This window comes from Streptomyces sp. NPDC005263 (assembly GCF_042872365.1).
Lineage (GTDB): Bacteria > Actinomycetota > Actinomycetes > Streptomycetales > Streptomycetaceae > Streptomyces.
The window spans coordinates 62471-79174 of the sequence record NZ_JBIAKJ010000003.1; the positions used below are offsets into that span (position 1 = coordinate 62471).

A 16704-nucleotide genomic window follows, 5' to 3' on the forward strand; every position below is an offset into this window, starting at 1 on the left:
AAACACGAGGGCAACGTGCGGAAAGTACTCTCCCGGCATCCCGTAGCCGGACGAACTGTCCGCGACCCGCAGTCGGACGAACTGTCCGCGACGCGCAGTAGGACGAACTGTCAGCGCCCTGGAGGTGCCCGTGCCCGCACTCACCCTCCGTGAAGTCCTGGCCCTCGACCCGGTACGGGCCGCCGCGCCCGAGCTCCTGGCCGGAGAGGCCGCCCTGGACCGCCCCGTGCGCTGGGTCCACTCCAGCGAGGTCTACGAGGGCGCCAACTTCCTCGACGGCGGCGAGCTGCTGCTGACCAACGGCTTCGGGCTGACGGACGCCGACGACGAGGTCCGCCGCCGCTATGTGCGCGAGCTGGCGGCCCGGGGCGCGGCGGGGCTCGCGGTGGAGGTGGGCCGCGCCCTGCCGGACATGCCGGCCGAGGTGACCGACGAGGCCCGCCGGCTGGGTATGCCGCTGCTGTCCCTGCACCGGGTCGTGCCCTTCGTGCGGATCACGGAGGCCGCGAACCGGGCGATCGTGGCGCGGGGCCTGTCGGGCCGTTCCGTGGTCCGCCCCTGGGGCGGCGACCACACGGCCGCCCTGCTGGCGGACCTGGCGGACCGCGCGGCCCTGAACCAGCCCGAGGTCGAGGCCCGGTCCGCCCTCGCGGGCTTCCACCCCGGCCCGGGTGCCCGCTTGCTCGGCGTGTCCCTGCATTGCGCGCGGGATGTGAGCACGGTGGATCGTGCGGTACGGCTGTTGGGCGGGGCGAGCGCCCTGCGGGCGGCGTTTCCGGGCGACGTGCTGGCGTTGCTGTCGTTGCCGGGCCACGGCACCCGCCCCGGCGACCCGGTCCGCGCCGTCCAGGACGCCTTCCGCGCCGTCGCGGCTCCCGGGCTCACCGTCGCGGTGGGCCATGCCGTCACCTCCGACGGTGGCTGGCTGCGCTGGAGCGACACGCTCCGAGCCGCCCGTACGACGTTGGAGCTGGCGCTGACCGTCCCGGCCGCCGAACCCGGCGTACCCGACGGCCCGTTGGTGACATCCTCCCGGGCCCTGGCCCTGGAGCGGGAGCTGACCCGGGGCGGGGTGGACGCCAACCGGGAGCGTCTGGCGGGGCTGGTCCAGCACGCGCTGGGCCCGCTGCTGGCCTGGGAGGCGACCCGCCCCAGCGACCTCGTCCGCACCCTGGAGGTCCACCTCCGTAACGGCTGCTCCCCGACCCGCACGGCCGCCCTCCTGCACATCGGCCGCCAGTCCCTCTACCAGCGACTGGAACGCATCGAGTCCCTTCTGGGCCTGGAGATCGACGACCCGGACCTGCTGGGCGAGCTGCTGGCGGCGGCCTGTGCGCACCGGGTGGTGCGGGGGACGGGCGCGACGGGCCGGGGCGGACTGCGGACCGTCGCCTGACTCGCTCAGCGCAGCGTGACCCGGCTGGTCCCGTTGTACGGCGCCATACACAGCACCGTCTTCGGGGTGCGCAGGACGTCGTCCTCGGTGAACAGCTTGCGCGCCCCGTCGAAGGACACGTCGTCACCCGCGACCAGGGAGACGCGGTCGTAGAGCTCGCGGGACGCTTCGGACAGGGGCTCGCCGAACTCGCCGTCCTCTCCCCACACGTCCCACAACAGGGTCTCCACCTTGTTCAGGGCGGCCAGGTCGAGCCGGACGTTGCCGGCGACGAACCGCTCCCCGAACATGGGCCCCTGCTCCGGCGGATGGAGCCCGAAGGTCCTCGGGTCCGCCCCGCCCTCACGGACGGCCCGCCACGCCTGGCCCGCGACGAGGAAGCGGTCGCGCGGAACGTCCATGGGGTCGAAGTCCGCGTTCCAGTGCCGGGTGATGCCCGGGTCGGCGAGCTGGGCGTCGGCGAGCAGCCAGCCGCGTTCCGTGTCCCAGTACTCGGTGACCACATGGTCACCGTGGAAGCCGTCCGTGCCGAAGTAGTCGGCGAAGCCGGACCGCAGCCGGGCCGGGACGCCCACATGGCGCAGGAACGAGCAGTGCAGCAGCGTGAAGTCGCGGCACACCCCGACGAACCGGTCCTCGACCGCCCGCCGCCGGGTCAGCGGGGCGTCGTCGCGTGCCACGAGGATCCGCAGGATGTCGTCGGTGTACCGGGTCTCGGCGTCGTTGTGGAGGCGGTCGGTGGGAATGGCGTACCCGAGGAGCTCGCCTTCCAGGCGGTGGATGAGCAGATCCCGGACCGTGCGGGCGAGTCCGGCGGGATCACGCGGCAGGCCGGTGTACCGGTGGGCCAGGTCTCCCGGGTCGGAGAACGGGCTCTGGGCGGCGTAGAAGTCGAGCGACACGGCAGGCCTCCACGAAGGTGTCATCGGCCGTATGTTCGAATAGGGCCGGTGCCCCTCACCGTGTCAAAATCCCCCCGCACATGTCCAGAGCCGGGAACCGGTGCCGTGCCGGCCGTGATCACGTGGGTGATGGGCCCGGCCCCTCCGCTGCCGATCCTGTCGTCGTCCCGGTCGCGCTGAGGTAGTCGTACAGCGCGCCCGCCCCTTCGAGCATCGCGCGGGTGCGGGCCGTCAGCGCCGCCCCGCGCGCGCTGACAGCCGCCCGCAGCGCCTCGCTGCTGCCCTCCTGGCGCAGTCCCTCCAGTCGAAAGCCCCGAGTTCCGAGAGCGGTTCCCCGGCGTCGAGCCGCCCGCCACCGTGCTCGGGGGCCGGTTCGAGGGCGTGGTGACGGCGCTGATGCGGCGGTACGCCGACCGGATCGAGGACACCGAGTACCGGGAACGGACCGAGAAGCAGGCGCTGGTGAAGGCGGGCTGCGGGGCGTGCGGGGGCAGCCGGCTGCGGCCTGAGAGCCGGGCGGTCACCGTGCACGGCCTCACGATCGTCGCGGCGGCGAGTCTCCCGCTCGACGAACTCGCGCTCTGGCTGGGCGGGTTGAAGGAGCGGGTCACCCCCGACGAGTGGCTGTTCGTGGAGCCCGTCGTCGCCGACCTGACCGAGCGGGTACGGCGCCTGGTCGACGTCGGCCTCGGCTACCTCCCGCTCGGCCAGCCCGCACCCACCCTCTCCGGCGGCGAGGCCCAACGCCTCAAGCTGGCCAAGGAGTTGGGCCGCAAGCCCGGCGCCCGCACCCTCTACCTCCTCGACGAACCGACCACCGGCCTGCACGCCGCCGACACCGCCCGCCTCCTCGACGTACTCCAACGCCTCGTCGACGCGGGCCACTCCGTCGTCACCATCGAGCACAACCTGGACGTGATGCGCGCCTCCGACTGGCTGATCGACCTGGGCCCCGGCGGTGGCAACAGCGGCGGCACGGTGGTCGCGGCGGGGGCACCCGGGGAGGTGGCGAAGAACGAGGCGTCACGGACGGGGGGATTCCTGTAGGCGAGCCCGACCCTCGGTCCCCGGCGGTGCGGGGCGGCCCTCACTGCCGCTCCAGCACCGCGTAGTCCGCGAAGCTGCGGCGGTAGCGCAGGTGGCGGGTCTCCTGGGTGTGCCGGCGCTGCCACTCCTCGACCGCGGCCGGGGCCTGGCAGGGGCCCGACCCCGCCCCGCACTCCGCCTCCTCGCCGGAGACGCAGTACGCCTCGTACTCCGGCTGCGCCGAGGGGTCCTGCACGATCGAGTACGGCACGTACCGGAAGATCCGGCGCCCGGCGGCCGGGGTGCCTCCGTGGTCCCGGCCCTGGTGCTGACGCAGCAGCACGTTCGCGTCCGTCTCCGCGCTGCCGTCGAAGGCGGCCCGTGCCTCGTCCCGGCGGGTCGCCAACTCCTCGCAACTCCCGCAGCCGGGGACCGGTACGGGCGGACGGGACACGTCAGCCACCTCGCGCGGCGCCCCCAGGCCCTCCCGGAAGCGGTCGTTGAGCGCCTTCACTCCCGCACTCAGCCGTTCATCCTGCGTCGCCGTCCGGATCCGCGACGGGTCAGCCTGCCACTCCCGGCCGCCGCCGACGGGGCGCAGCATCGCGTACGGGCCCACCCTGTCCTGGTACTCGCCCACTTTCCCGGCCTGCGGGTCATAGACGAGCGTTCCCGGTTCCAACCGCTCAGGCATGTGCAACTCTCGGCACCTTTCGTAACTCTGGGTGTATCGAGCGTCGCCCACGGGAACGGTCCGTATCAATGCCTGGCGCGTGCGAGTGGCTCTTTGACACGGAGGGGGACGCGGTGACGCGGCGCAATGCGGAGGGGGCGTCCGGGGTGACGAGCGCCGACCTGTTCGGCGAGGTGCTCCGGCATTTCCGCGAGAAGGCCCTGCTCACGCAGGACGGGCTGGCCAAGGAGATCCCCTGCGACCGCTCGCACGTGGCCCGGGTGGAGGCGGGGACGCGGGTACCGCAGGACACGTTCGCGAAGAAGTGCGACGAAGTGCTGGGTACGGGTGGGGTGTTGGCGCGGTTGTGGGGGAAGGTGGACTGGTATCCGCAGGTGGAGCATCCGGACTGGTTCCGGCGGCGGGCCGAGATGGATGAGGTGGCCGTTGCCCTGCGGGAGTATCAAGAGCGGGTCATTCCCGGGCTGTTGCAGACGGAGGACTACGCGCGGGCCCTGTTCTCGCGACTTGTGCGCGGCGACCAGTTGGAGGAACGCGTTCGGGCTCGACTGAGCCGACAGCGGCGCTTCCTGGCCGACGGTGGCCCGTTCTACACGGTCGTCCTGGACGAGAGTTGTCTGCGCAACGTGGTGGGTGGCGGGGCCGTCATGCGAGACCAGTGCGCGCATTTGCTCAGCGTGGGGCAGCTCCCCCACATCCATATCCAGGTGGCCCCGGCCGACCGCATCGGACTGGAGCGTCCCAGCGGCTCCATGTCGTTGATCAAACTGCCCGACGGGCATGAGTGGGTCTACTCGGAATCGCTTGACCGTGGCCATTTCAACGGCGATCCGGCCGTCTACGCCCGGCACAGCCAGACCTATGATGTGCTCAGGGCGGACTCTCCGTCAGCCCCCGAGTCCGCCGCGCTGATCGGCGACGCGATGGAGAGGTACGAGCATCATGAACAGCCACGATCTCAGCGCCGCGACCTGGACCAAGAGCAGCCACAGCGACGCCAACGGCGGCAACTGCATCGAAGTCGCCCCAGGATTCCCCACCGTCGTCCCCGTCCGCGACAGCAAGAACCCTGACGGCGCCGTCCTCCTGGTCTCCCGTTCCGCCTGGGCCGCCTTCACCTCCGCTCTGCGCTAGGTCGTGTTGCGAAAGTCCCGCCTGCCGAGCGACGTCTGGCACGCACTCTCGCCGCACCGGGCGAAACCCCACGTACAACCAGTACGAGGGCTTCCGCCCGGCACGCCGAGAGCACGCTCCCCCACTCTCGGCTGCGCTCGAGCGGGAGGGGCCCCCACGACGCCGCTCGGCCCGCCCTCCGGGCGGACGACGGGACTTTCGCAACACGCCCTAGCCGTTACGCCCTGGACCCCAGCCGCCCCCGCAACGCCGCGTACAGTCCCGCGCTCACCGCGAAACCGACCAGCGGGGTGCTGTCCCCGAAGGACGGCCAGTGCTCGGGTACGTAGCCGACGTACTTCTCCTGGTTGGAGAAGAGCGGGACGGACACCGCCACGCCGATCAACAGGGCGGTGACACCGGGCCAGTTGGTGAAGGTGCGGTCACCGAGGCGGGACGCGAGCACCTCGTCGCTCGTCGTACGGCCCTGGAGCAGGCGCTCGACCAGGACGACGCCGAGCCACGGGCCCACCCAGTAGGCGATGACCAGCAGGAACGCCTCGTACGCCGAGCCCGCGTCCGAGAGGGACGCCCATGCCGCCGCCGTACCGGCGACTCCGGACAACACGACCAGCGTGCCGCGGCCCAGCCACGGCGGGAGCTTCAGGCCGAGGGAGGTGAGCGAGATGGCGGAGGAGTAGACGTTCAGGGCGTTCGCGGAGACCGCGCCGAGGATGATGGCGAGCAGCACCAGGTCGCCCAGCCAGCCGGGGAGATGACCGGTGAAGGCAGCGGTGGGGGTGGCGTCCTTCGGGGCCACGATCGTCGCGGAGGCCGCGCCGATGACGGCCACCACGGCGACCGACACGAACAGGCCGACCGCCGGGTAGAGGACCGTCTTGAACTTGCTCGCCGTACGCGGCAGATAGCGCGAGTAGTCCGTGGCGTACGGGTTCCAGCCCGCCGCGTACCCCCAGGCCGCGCTGAACGCCAGCAGGAAGCCGCCGATGCCGCCGCCCGCGCCGCCGCCGCCCAGGTGGGCGTCCTTGAAGGTCCACACCCCGGCCGCCAGGAAGATCACCGCGAGCGCCGGGAACGCGTACTTCTCGAAGACGTGCACGAAATTGTGGCCGATGAAGCCGATCAGGATCTCCGCCGCCACCACGAGCAGCAGCGAGGGCAGCGGACGCAGTCCCGTCAGCGTGTTCAACGCGAAGGCCGCGCTGACGCTGTTGACGGCGAACCAGCCCACGCCCGCGACCACCGCGTTGACACCGGACGGCAGCACGTTGCCCCGGTGGCCGAAGGAGAAGCGGCCGATCACCATCTGCGGCACCCCGAACCGGGGCCCGTCCAGGGAGAGCACGCCCTGGGCGATCGCCCCGACCGCGGTGCCGAGGAGGATGGCGGCGGTCGCCTGCCAGAAGCTCAGACCGAAGAAGAGGACCGAGATCACGCCGATGTAGACCGTCGCGAACTCGATGTTGGGAGACGCCCAGGTCCACAGGAGCTGGAGCGGGGAGCCGTGGCGTTCGGCGTCGGGGATCGGGTCCGAGCCCGCCGTCTCGACGGCGATGACCTTGTCACCGTATGCGGGAGCGAGGGTGCCGGCGGAGTCGGCCGGAGCAGTCGTCATGCGAGGTAAGTGTCCGCTCCGGACGTGTTCCGGCCCAGGGGCGCATTGTCCGCTTCGAGAGGCTCGTCGGCGTACAACCTGTAGGGACCGGCCGCGGTCTCGTCAGTCGCCCTTGGGGTCGTCGCCGGGGCGCTTCCGGCCGTCGTCCCCGTTGTCCCCGTGGTCCCCGTTGTTGTCGGGTTGGTCCCTCAGGGATTTGAGGAACTCCGGGTTGTCGTCGGGCGCCACCCACTGCCGCCCGCCGCCCCGGCTCCACGGCGAACCGGCGGAACCCGTGAGGCCCGTGTAGCCACCCGCGCCGGCCGGGTGCCGCTTCTTGCCCGCGATCAGCCAGGAGATCGAGCCCGCCAGCGGGAACACCAGCACGAGGATCGCCCACAGCGGCTTGGGCATGTGGCGGACGTCCTCGTCCTTCGTGCTGATGCAGTCGATGAACGCGTACACGCTCAGCGCCAGTGGCACGAGGAACATCAGTACCCGGAGCATGGGGCCTCTCGGTTGAACGGTCGTCGGGGCCAGTAGCACGGACCCCAGGTACCGGGCCAGCCTAGTCGCTCGGGGATACTTGACCCCATGGCTTACGACGATCTTCGTTCCCTGCTCAGGGCCCTGGAACGCGAGGGCGACCTCAAGCGGATCAAGGCGGAGGTGGATCCGTACCTGGAGGTCGGGGAGATCGTCGACCGGGTGCAGAAGTCCGGCGGCCCCGCGCTGCTCTTCGAGAACGTGAAGGGCTCCGACATGCCCCTCGCGATGAACGTCTTCGGGACCGACCGGCGGCTGCTGAAGGCGCTCGGCCTGAAGTCGTACGGCGAGATCTCGGAGAAGATCGGCGGATTGCTGCGGCCCGAGCTGCCGCAGGGGTTCATCGGTGTGCGGGAGGCCTTCGGGAAGCTCGGCGCGATGACGCACGTACCGCCGAAGAAGGTGAAGTCCCAGGACGCACCGGTGCAGGAGGTCGTGCTCCAGGGCGACGACGTCGACCTCGACCGGCTGCCCGCGCTGTTCACCTGGCCGAAGGACGGCGGCTCCTTCTTCAACCTGGGGCTCACCCACACCAAGGACCCGGAGAGCGGGATCCGCAACCTCGGGCTCTACCGCCTCCAGCGGCACGACAAGCGCACCATCGGCATGCACTGGCAGATCCACAAGGACAGCCGCAACCACTACCAGGTGGCGGCGAGGCGGGGCGAACGCCTGCCGGTCGCGATCGCCTTCGGATGCCCGCCGGCCGTGACGTACGCCTCCACCGCCCCGCTCCCCGGGGACATCGACGAGTACCTCTTCGCCGGGTTCCTCGCCGGCAAGCGGATCGAGATGGTCGACTGCAAGACCGTCCCCCTCCAGGTGCCCGCGCAGGCGGAGGTCGTGATCGAGGGCTGGCTGGAGCCCGGCGAGATGCTGCCCGAGGGCCCCTTCGGCGACCACACCGGCTTCTACACCCCGCAGGAACCCTTCCCCGCGCTGAAGATCGACTGCGTGACGATGCGGAAGCGGCCGCTGCTCCAGTCGATCGTCGTGGGCCGCCCGCCCACGGAGGACGGCCCGCTCGGCCGCGCCACGGAACGGTTCTTCCTGCCGCTCCTCAAGATCATCATCCCGGACATCGTGGACTACCACCTGCCCGAGGCGGGCGGCTTCCACAACTGCGCGATCGTCTCGATCGACAAGAAGTACCCGAAGCACGCCCAGAAGGTGATGCACGCCGTCTGGGGCGCCCACATGATGTCCCTGACCAAACTGATCGTGGTCGTCGACGCGGACTGTGACGTCCACGACCTGCACGAGGTCGCGTGGCGGGCGCTCGGCAACACCGACTACGCCCGTGACCTGTCCCTCGTCGAGGGCCCCGTCGACCATCTCGACCACGCCTCCTACCAGCAGTTCTGGGGAGGCAAGGCGGGCATCGACGCGACCAGGAAATGGCCCGAGGAGGGCTACACCCGTGACGGCGGCTGGCCCGACATGGTGGAGTCTGACCCGGAGACGGCGGCGAAGGTCGACCGCCGCTGGAAGGAGTACGGCCTGTGAGCAGCGCGTCAGCCGCTCTTCCGCAACCGGGGCGCACCAAGGCGTTCCTGCGCCTGGTGATGATCGAGCACTCGGTCTTCGCCCTGCCCTTCGCGTACATCGCCGCACTGACGGCCATGTTCCAGTGGGACAAGAACATCCACTGGGGCCGCCTGCTGCTGGTCACCGTCTGCATGGTGGGCCTGCGCACCTTCGCGATGGCGGTCAACCGGATCATCGACCGCGAGATCGACGCGAGGAATCCGCGTACGGCGCACCGTGAACTCGTGACCGGTGCGATGTCGGTCCGCCACGCCTGGACGGGCGCGCTGATCGCGCTGGTGGTCTTCCTGGGCTCGGCGGCCCTGCTGAACCCGCTGTGTCTGGCCCTCGCCCCCATCGCGGTGATCCCGATGGTGGTGTATCCGTACGGCAAGCGGTTCACGAACTTCCCGCAGGCCATCCTCGGTCTCGCGCAGGCCATGGGCCCGGTCGGCGGCTGGCTCGCCGTCACCGGCGAGTGGTCCTGGGACGCGGTGATCCTGGGCCTGGCCGTCGGCATCTGGATCGGCGGCTTCGACCTGATCTACGCCTGCCAGGACGTGGAGACCGACCGGGAGATCGGCGTGCTGTCGGTCCCGGCCCGCTTCGGCATCCCGGCGGCCGTCTGGGGGGCGCGGGTCTGCCACGCGCTCACCACGGCGTTGTTCGTCTGGTACGCGGTGGCGACGGACGCGGGCACCTTCTTCTGGCTGGGCCTGATGATCGTGGCCGGCGCCTTCGTCTACGAGCACTCGATCGTGCGCCCGCATGACCTGTCCCGGCTGAACAGGGCGTTCTTCAGCGTCAACGGCTTCATCGGCATCGCCCTGTTCGGGTGCGCGCTGCTGGATCTGCTGGTGCGTGGTCTGACGGTGTGAGCGGCGGTGGCCGGCCCGCCGTCGGCAGCCCCGACAGCGCGGGCCCCAAGCCCATGGCGGCCGGTCACCGGACCACGTGACACCGAGGCAATACATCCCATGACCGTGATCGTAGGGGAGAGGCGCCTGCGGCCGCCACGGTCAGTGGATTGAATAACCGCAGGTGGTGCGGTCGCATATATAAATTTCTGCCGCAGGTATGGACAGTGGTGCCCGGTGGCTCTTAAATCCATCCCATGTCCGGAACCTACTGTTCCGCAGGGACAGCCATAGACGCGTGACGGCGGGTGGCTGCCGTGACTCCGAACCGACACCACGGCCCGCGGGCCGGGATGGCCACGCACCATGACTGAACCGATCAGCAACCACCGGCCCCGCCCGAGCCGTTCCGGCCGCGCGGCCACCGTCGACACCCGCGCTGTCGCGGCGCCCGCCTCCCACCTCTTACTCGCCGGAATCCGCGGCGAGCGTTTCATTCGCCGGCACGGCTGACACTTCGCCGACACGGCTGACACGTCGTGCAGCGGGCGCCGGCCTGAGCGCGCCGCCGACCGAGGCCGCACGTCCGGCCCGCGCGCCCGCCACAGCCATGGGACGTCGGCCGCTGCCTACGAGGTGTCACGGCCGTCACTGCCTCGCGAGCCCACTGTCCGTTCCCCTCCCCGCACGGCCCGACAAGGAGACGCAGCAATGGGCAGTTCGACCACGCTCGGCGTGCCGAAGACGCTCCGTGCGCCGACGACGGTCCGGGTGCCGAAGGTGAGCATGCGGCGCCGGGCCCGGCGCAGTGTCACCCGGCACTGGACGCTCTACCTACTGCTGATGGTGCCGCTGGTCCACCTGGCGATCTTCAAGTACGTCCCCATGACCAACGCGGTCATCGCCTTCAAGGACTACAACATCATCAGGGGCGTCTGGGGAAGCGACTGGGTGGGCCTGCGCAACTTCCAGCAGATCTTCGGCAACCCGGTCTTCTGGCAGCTGGTGAAGAACACCTTCCTGCTGTCGTTCTACGCGGTGATCGCGGGCTTCCCGGTGCCGGTCGTCCTGGCGCTGGCGCTGAACGAGATCCGTCAGGGGATCTTCAAGCGGACCGTCCAGATGGTGACGTACGCGCCGTACTTCATCTCCACCGTGGTCGTCGTCTCGATGACGATCATGATCCTGTCTCCCCAGACAGGTCTGATCAGCCATGTCACCGGCTTCCTCGGCGTCGGCAGGACGGACCTGCTGGCGGACGCGGACTACTTCCGGCACATCTACGTCTGGTCGGACATCTGGCAGACCGCGGGGTACTCGGCGGTGATCTACCTGGCCACCCTCTCAGGTGTCGATCCGTCGCTGTATGAGGCGGCACGCGTCGACGGCGCCACCCGACTGCAGAAGATCTGGCACGTCGACCTGCCGAGCATCAGGCCGACCGCGGTGATCATCCTCGTCCTCGCCGTCGGCAACATCATGACCATCGGCTTCGAGAAGGCCTACCTGCTGCAGAACCCGATGAACCTCAGCGCCTCGGAGATCATCGCCACCTACGTCTACAAGACCGGCCTGCTCAACGCCGACTTCAGCCAGGCGACCGCCATCGGACTGCTCAACTCGGTGGTCAATCTGGCCCTGCTGGTCTGCGTGAACTTCGTCGCCAAACGACTCACCGGGAGCGGGGTATGGTCATGAGCCGGTCACAGATCACAGCGGTTGCCGGCCCGGAGAACGAGGACCGCCCGCGCCGGCCCGGCATCCACCGGGGCCGCCGCTCCACGCGTCCGCTCCCGCTCCAAGGGCCGGGACGGCAGCGGCACATCCAGGAGACCCGGACCGACCGGATGTTCCTGTTCTGCACCTACCTGCTGCTGTGCACGTTTCTGGCCGTCGTTCTGCTTCCGCTGCTGAACATCGTCGCCAGTTCGCTCAGCGACCCGATAGCCGTCTCGTCCGGCCGGGTGCTGTTCTGGCCGGTCGATTTCTCCCTGCGCGGCTACGAAGTCGCCCTGAGCGACCCGCAGATCGTCACCGGATTCCTCAACTCGCTCTTCTACACGGGGGCCGGCACGTTCGTCAGCGTCGTCCTCACGATCGCCCTGGCCTACCCCCTGTCCCGCAAGACCCTGTTCGGGCGCGGCCCGGTCATGGGGGTGGTGATCTTCACCATGCTGTTCTCCGGAGGCCTGATCCCCACCTATCTGGTGGTCCAGGCACTCGGGATGATCAACACTCCGTGGGCGCTGATCGTCCCGCAGGCTATCGGCGTCTGGCAGGTCGTCATCGCCAGCACCTACTTCCGCACCATGATCCCCGACGAGTTGTACGAGGCCGCCCAGCTCGACGGATGCGGGGATCTGCGCTTCCTGTGGAAGGTCGCCCTGCCCCTGGCCAAACCGATGATCGCCGTGGTGGCGCTGATGTACGCCATCACCCAGTGGAACTCCTACTTCGACGCCCTGCTCTACCTCAAGGACGCCGACCTCTACCCGATCCAGCTGGTGCTGCGGAACATCCTCATCCTCAACACCACCTCCGGCGGCATGACGGACGCCTCCCAGATGCTGGAACGCCAGCAACTCGCCGACCTGCTCAAGTACTCCCTGATCGTCATCGCGAGCGTGCCCGTCCTGCTCATCTATCCCTTCGTCGCCCGGTACTTCACCAAGGGGATCATGATCGGCGCGATCAAGGGCTGAGCAGTCCGCGCCTCCCCGCGCACGCCTCACGCCTCCCCGCGCACGCCTCACACCTCCCCGTCCTCCCCGTCCTCCCTGCGCTCGCCTCACTCCCGCTTGTCATCCGCTCGTGACCAGAAGGGTTCCTCCCCCCATGCCTCGTTCACCTCTCCTCACCAGAGCGGCGGTCGCCGGGACGCTGCTCGGCACCCTGTCGGCCTGTACCGGTGGTTCGTCCGGTAACACCGACGCTTCCGAGCCGCTCCCCACGATCACCGGGAACCCGCCGGTCACCCTCAGCGTCTTCGCTCCTCAGGCCGCTGACCAGAACCTCAAGACCAACCAGTTCACCCAGCTGATCAAGCGGAAGTTCAACATCACCATCAACTGGCAGACGACCACCCAGGACGGTGGCGCGGCCAAGGAGAAGCGCCAGATCTCGCTGGCCAGCGGTGACCTGCCCGACGTGTACCTGCTGATTCCGTGGGTGGACCAGTTCAGCCAGACGGAGCTCCTCAAGCTCTCCGGCCAGGGCGTCGTCCAGCCGCTGAACAAGGTGATCGACCAGTACGGCCCCAACATCAAGAAGGCGTTCGCCCAAGTCCCCGCGTACAAGCGGATGGCCACCGCACCCGACGGCAAGGTCTACGGAATGCCTCAGTGGGTGGACTGCTACCACTGCTCGTATCCGTCCAAGCTGTGGATGAACAGCGCGTGGCTGAAGAAGCTGGGGCTGAAGCCGCCGACGACCACGGACGAGTTCCGCGACGTCCTGAAAGCCTTCAAGACGAAGGACCCCAACGGCAACGGCAAGGCCGACGAGGTCCCGCTGAGCGGGGACACCGGCGACACGATCATCCCGTACCTGATGAACGCGTTCATCGACACGCCGAACGGCAACTTCACCCCCGCCACCAACCCCACCCTGGTCCTGAACCACGGCAAGGCCGACATACAGGCGGACAAGGGGGGCTGGCGCGAGGGCCTGCGGTATATCAAGTCGCTCTACGACGAGGGTCTGATCGACAGCAGTGTCTTCACCCAGAACGCGGACGCCCTGCTGAAGCTGGGCGACCACGCGGGCGGGGTGGTCCTGGGCTCGGCGACGGTGATGCACCCCAGCATCTTTGTCACCCAGGGACAGAAGGACGGCCGCGACCAGCAGTACGACGCGCTGCCTCCGCTGACCGGCCCGCAGGGCAAGAGCTACGCGACGTACGCCTCGCCGTCGGTTCCCGGAGCGACCTTCGTCGTCACCACCAAGGCCTCACCGAACCAGCAGATCGCGGCGATCAAGATACTGAACTACATCTTCAGCCAGGAGGGTGAGCTCAACGGCATGTTCGGCCCGAAGGGCTGGGTCAAGCCGGGCCCCGGCGACGTCGCACTCGACGAGAGCCTGACGACGCAGTACAAACGAGTCGACTCTCCGCCTCCCAACGGCAACTGGGACGCGCTGGCGCAGTACAACAACACCGCGCAGTTCCGCAACACGCAGGCGGTGGCCAAGGACCCCAAGTCGCCCGACGGATACGAGCGGCGGCTCTTCGACGCCACCAAGCTCTACGAGCCCCACGCGGACAAGGCCGAGACGTTCCCGTACGGGGAGGCGTGGATCGATCCGACGCAGGCGAGTGAACTCGCCACGCTCCAGACGAACATCGGCACCTTCGTACAGCAGAGCGCCGTGCAGTTCATCACCGGGAAGAAGTCCCTCGACTCGGACTGGGACTCGTACCTCAAGAACCTCGACCAGCTCGGGCTGAAGCGCTTCCTGCAGATCTACCAGCAGGCATACGACAAGACGCACTGATCTCACCCCTGATCTCACCACTGACTCACCAAGGACAGGAAAGCGATGCACTCCGCACACCCCCCGGCGGGCGGCCCGGCCTCGTCCACGGCGGCCCTGGTCGCGCTGCCCGACCGCGGGATCCATGACACCGCTCCCGCCGACGAGTGGACCGACGGTTTCCTCACCGGCAACGGCGAGTACGGGGCGGTGGTGTACGGGGACCCGGCACTGGAAAAGGTCGTCTTCAACCACCACCGCCTCGTCCTGCCGAACGGCACCCGCGATCTCACCCCTCCGGTCCTCGCCGACCGGTTGGAAGCGGTGCGGGACAAGGCGCTGGCCGGGGACTACGCCGGAGCGAGCCGGGACTTCGCCGCCGGGTGGGAGCTGCGCTGGACCCAGACGTACCACCCCGCGTACGAACTGCGGATCGCCACCACGGAGGACCCCGCGGCCGACCGGTACGACCGGCCCAACCGGCACGACCGCTACACGCGGGTCACCGACTTCCGCACGGGTGAGGTCACCTCCGCCTGGACGGACGGGCACGGCGCCTGGTCCCGGCGGGTCTTCGTCTCGCGCGCCGACCGGGTCGTCGTCCACGAACTGCTGCCGGCCCCGGGCCGTACCGTCGACGTCACCCTGGGCGTGCACACCGCGCTCGACGACACCGCGACCGACCACGGCGGGGGCGACAGCCTGCACACCCGCATGACCTTCACCACCCTGGCCGACGCCGCGGAGGGCTCCGGATGGCTGAACCTGCGCGGCACCTACCCCGAGGGACTGGGCGCCCACGGCTACGAGGGCGTCACCCGCGTCGTGCCGACCGGCGGCACCCTCGCCGTCCGCGGCTCGGCCATCGTCGTCACCGGGGCGGCCAGGCTCACCCTCCTGACCCGGCTGGACAGGTACGAGACGCCGACCGCCTGGGACGCCAGGCCCCTGCACGCGGGCCTGGCCACCCTGGAAGCCGACTACGGGGTACTGCTCGCCCGGCACACGCGGATCCACTCGGAGCTGTACGACCGCTCCCGCCTCGACCTGAACGTCCCCGAGGCCGACCGCCGACTGTCCACCACCGAGCTGATCGCCCGTCAGAACGCCGACCGCGACGTCATCGACCCCGCGCTCCTGGAGCGGCTCTACGACTCCGGCCGTTACCTCTTCCTCAGCTCCAGCGGCATCCTGCCGCCCCGCCTGACCGGCATCTGGACGGGCGCGTGGACCGCCGCCTGGGCCGGTGACTTCACCACCGACGCCAACGTCAACCTCCAGGTCGCCGGCGGCAACATCCTCGACCTCACCGAGGCCATGGAGGGCTACGCCGACCTGATCCTCGGTCAACTGGACCACTGGCGCACCAACGCCAGGAACCTCTACGGCGCCCGCGGCTTCCTCGCCCCCTCCCGTACCGACGGCGAGTACGGCCACATGCTGCACTTCAACGGCGGCGACTTCCCCGGCCACTGCTGGACCGGGGGCGCCGACTGGCTGCTCCTCCCGCTCCTGGAGTACTACGAGGTCACCGGCGACCAGGTGTTCCTGCGGGACAGGCTCGGCCCCGCGCTGATGGAACTGGCCCTGTTCTACGAGGACTTCCTCACCCGCACGGACACCCACGGCAAGGCGGTCTTCGTGCCGTCCTTCTCCATGGAGAACGCCCCGGGCAGCACGGGCGAGCCCCTGTCCGTCAACGCCACCGGCGACATCACGGCCGGCCGGCACGCCCTCCGGGCCGCCGTCGACGCCGCGGGCGTCCTCGGCGTCGAACAGGGCAGCGGTGAGGGCGTCGAACGCTGGACGGCGCTGCTCGACAGGATCCCCGACCACCGGATCAACGAGGACGGCGCGCTCGCCGAATGGTCCTGGCCCGGCCTGACCGACCACTACGACCACCGCCACATCCAGCACCTGTACGCGGTCTGGCCCCTGGACGAGGTCAACCCGGAGGACCGTCCCGACCTCGTGGCACCGGCACTCAAGGCGCTCGAACTGCGTGGCGACCAGAACCTCTCCGCCCACGGCAGCCTCCATCGCGCCCTGGCCGCCGCCCGGCTCAAGAGCGGCGCCCAGGTGTACGACAACCTCCGGAAGATCATCGGCGGTGACATGCTCTTCCGGTCGCTGATGACCTCCCACAATCCCGGGCGGCACATCTACAACGCCGACGCCGCGAACGCCCTGCCCGCCGTCCTGGCCGAGGCTCTGCTGCACACCAGGCCGGGCGTGGTGGAACTCCTTCCCGCACTGCCCGAGCAGTGGGACAAGGGCACGATCACCGGCCTCAGGGCCCGGGGCGGAATCCGCGTGCACAGCCTGGACTGGGACCTGTCGGACGGCCTCACGACGGTGACCGTCACCGCGGACCGGACCCAGGACATCACGCTGATCAGCCGCCGCGGCATCACGGCCGTCACCACCACCGCACAGGTCCGCCCCTCCACGCTGGGCCCGCACGCCCGGAACGTCTCCCTCTCCGCCGGGCAACGCACCCGGATCACGATCTCCCTGCCGACGGCCTGACGCCCCCTGGACGTACCCCGCTCCGG

At 69.6% G+C, this 16704-nt stretch carries 13 protein-coding genes and 2 pseudogenes; 10 read left to right on the forward strand and 5 right to left on the reverse strand.

The window, feature by feature from the left end; translation table 11 throughout:
* Positions 1 to 130 precede the first annotated feature (130 nt).
* Positions 131 to 1396 (forward strand): PucR family transcriptional regulator, encoded by a 1266-nt coding sequence (locus tag ACFYRY_RS13845; protein ID WP_389143952.1) that lies wholly within the window; start codon positions 131 to 133, stop codon positions 1394 to 1396.
* A gap of 5 nt (positions 1397 to 1401) precedes the next feature.
* Here ACFYRY_RS13845 and ACFYRY_RS13850 read toward each other — a convergent pair whose 3' ends face one another.
* Both ACFYRY_RS13850 and ACFYRY_RS13855 read right to left on the reverse strand, forming a co-directional pair.
* Positions 1402 to 2322: a transglutaminase-like domain-containing protein gene (locus tag ACFYRY_RS13850; RefSeq protein WP_389143955.1), complete on the reverse strand. Its 921-nt coding sequence runs from the start codon at positions 2320 to 2322 to the stop codon at positions 1402 to 1404.
* Between the two features lie 94 nt (positions 2323 to 2416).
* A pseudogene (locus ACFYRY_RS13855) lies at positions 2417 to 2602 on the reverse strand (MerR family transcriptional regulator); the annotation flags it as partial.
* 53 nt (positions 2603 to 2655) lie between these two features.
* Here ACFYRY_RS13855 and ACFYRY_RS13860 point away from each other — a divergent pair.
* Entirely contained in the window at positions 2656 to 3345 is a 690-nt protein-coding gene (locus tag ACFYRY_RS13860; protein WP_389143958.1) for a hypothetical protein, read from the forward strand.
* A gap of 40 nt (positions 3346 to 3385) precedes the next feature.
* Here ACFYRY_RS13860 and ACFYRY_RS13865 read toward each other — a convergent pair whose 3' ends face one another.
* A complete protein-coding gene (locus ACFYRY_RS13865) occupies positions 3386 to 4018 on the reverse strand; it encodes a hypothetical protein (RefSeq protein ID WP_389143961.1) in 633 nt (210 codons plus the stop codon).
* 113 nt (positions 4019 to 4131) lie between these two features.
* Here ACFYRY_RS13865 and ACFYRY_RS13870 point away from each other — a divergent pair, with 113 nt between their 5' ends.
* Complete coding sequence (locus ACFYRY_RS13870) at positions 4132 to 5091, forward strand: Scr1 family TA system antitoxin-like transcriptional regulator (protein WP_389143964.1); 960 nt, start codon at positions 4132 to 4134, stop codon at positions 5089 to 5091.
* Positions 5045 to 5152, forward strand: a pseudogene (locus ACFYRY_RS13875) (DUF397 domain-containing protein); the annotation flags it as partial. The gene ACFYRY_RS13870 and the pseudogene ACFYRY_RS13875, both read left to right, overlap by 47 nt.
* Before the next feature lie 217 nt (positions 5153 to 5369).
* On the opposite strand, the gene ACFYRY_RS13880 reads toward ACFYRY_RS13875, so the two are convergent.
* Both ACFYRY_RS13880 and ACFYRY_RS13885 read right to left on the reverse strand, forming a co-directional pair.
* Complete coding sequence (locus tag ACFYRY_RS13880) at positions 5370 to 6767, reverse strand: purine-cytosine permease family protein (protein ID WP_389143967.1); 1398 nt, start codon at positions 6765 to 6767, stop codon at positions 5370 to 5372.
* A 102-nt stretch (positions 6768 to 6869) separates the two neighbouring features.
* Positions 6870 to 7253 (reverse strand): PLD nuclease N-terminal domain-containing protein, encoded by a 384-nt coding sequence (locus ACFYRY_RS13885; protein WP_389143970.1) that lies wholly within the window; start codon positions 7251 to 7253, stop codon positions 6870 to 6872.
* An 87-nt stretch (positions 7254 to 7340) separates the two neighbouring features.
* Here ACFYRY_RS13885 and ACFYRY_RS13890 point away from each other — a divergent pair, with 87 nt between their 5' ends.
* The 6 genes from ACFYRY_RS13890 to ACFYRY_RS13915 all read left to right on the forward strand — a co-directional run bounded on the left by ACFYRY_RS13890 (position 7341) and on the right by ACFYRY_RS13915 (position 16678).
* Positions 7341 to 8798: a menaquinone biosynthesis decarboxylase gene (locus ACFYRY_RS13890; RefSeq protein WP_389143972.1), complete on the forward strand. Its 1458-nt coding sequence runs from the start codon at positions 7341 to 7343 to the stop codon at positions 8796 to 8798.
* A complete protein-coding gene (mqnP, locus tag ACFYRY_RS13895; protein ID WP_389143975.1) occupies positions 8795 to 9697 on the forward strand; it encodes a menaquinone biosynthesis prenyltransferase MqnP in 903 nt (300 codons plus the stop codon). Before ACFYRY_RS13890 ends, mqnP begins: the two co-directional genes overlap by 4 nt.
* Positions 9698 to 10387: 690 nt before the next feature.
* Positions 10388 to 11374, forward strand: a complete 987-nt coding sequence (locus ACFYRY_RS13900) for an ABC transporter permease (RefSeq protein ID WP_389143978.1) — start codon at positions 10388 to 10390, stop codon at positions 11372 to 11374.
* Positions 11371 to 12378 (forward strand): carbohydrate ABC transporter permease, encoded by a 1008-nt coding sequence (locus ACFYRY_RS13905; RefSeq protein WP_389143980.1) that lies wholly within the window; start codon positions 11371 to 11373, stop codon positions 12376 to 12378. The genes ACFYRY_RS13900 and ACFYRY_RS13905 overlap by 4 nt, the downstream gene beginning before the upstream one ends.
* Before the next feature lie 133 nt (positions 12379 to 12511).
* Positions 12512 to 14170 carry an ABC transporter substrate-binding protein gene (locus tag ACFYRY_RS13910; RefSeq protein ID WP_389143983.1) on the forward strand — a complete coding sequence of 553 codons (1659 nt, stop codon included), beginning with the start codon at positions 12512 to 12514 and terminating at the stop codon, positions 14168 to 14170.
* A gap of 45 nt (positions 14171 to 14215) precedes the next feature.
* The gene (locus tag ACFYRY_RS13915) at positions 14216 to 16678 is read left to right on the forward strand and encodes a glycoside hydrolase N-terminal domain-containing protein (protein ID WP_389143986.1); all 2463 of its coding nucleotides are present in this window, start codon (positions 14216 to 14218) and stop codon (positions 16676 to 16678) included.
* Positions 16679 to 16704: the final 26 nt, after the last annotated feature.

Coding starts and splice junctions, on each gene's coding strand:
- ACFYRY_RS13850 (WP_389143955.1), bottom strand. CDS start 2,322: ATGACACCTTCGTGGAGGCCTGCCGTGTCGCTCGACTTCTACGCCGCC.
- ACFYRY_RS13865 (WP_389143961.1), bottom strand. CDS start 4,018: ATGCCTGAGCGGTTGGAACCGGGAACGCTCGTCTATGACCCGCAGGCC.
- ACFYRY_RS13880 (WP_389143967.1), bottom strand. CDS start 6,767: ATGACGACTGCTCCGGCCGACTCCGCCGGCACCCTCGCTCCCGCATAC.
- ACFYRY_RS13885 (WP_389143970.1), bottom strand. CDS start 7,253: ATGCTCCGGGTACTGATGTTCCTCGTGCCACTGGCGCTGAGCGTGTAC.
- ACFYRY_RS13890 (WP_389143972.1), top strand. CDS start 7,341: ATGGCTTACGACGATCTTCGTTCCCTGCTCAGGGCCCTGGAACGCGAG.
- ACFYRY_RS13900 (WP_389143978.1), top strand. CDS start 10,388: ATGGGCAGTTCGACCACGCTCGGCGTGCCGAAGACGCTCCGTGCGCCG.
- ACFYRY_RS13905 (WP_389143980.1), top strand. CDS start 11,371: ATGAGCCGGTCACAGATCACAGCGGTTGCCGGCCCGGAGAACGAGGAC.
- ACFYRY_RS13910 (WP_389143983.1), top strand. CDS start 12,512: ATGCCTCGTTCACCTCTCCTCACCAGAGCGGCGGTCGCCGGGACGCTG.
- ACFYRY_RS13915 (WP_389143986.1), top strand. CDS start 14,216: ATGCACTCCGCACACCCCCCGGCGGGCGGCCCGGCCTCGTCCACGGCG.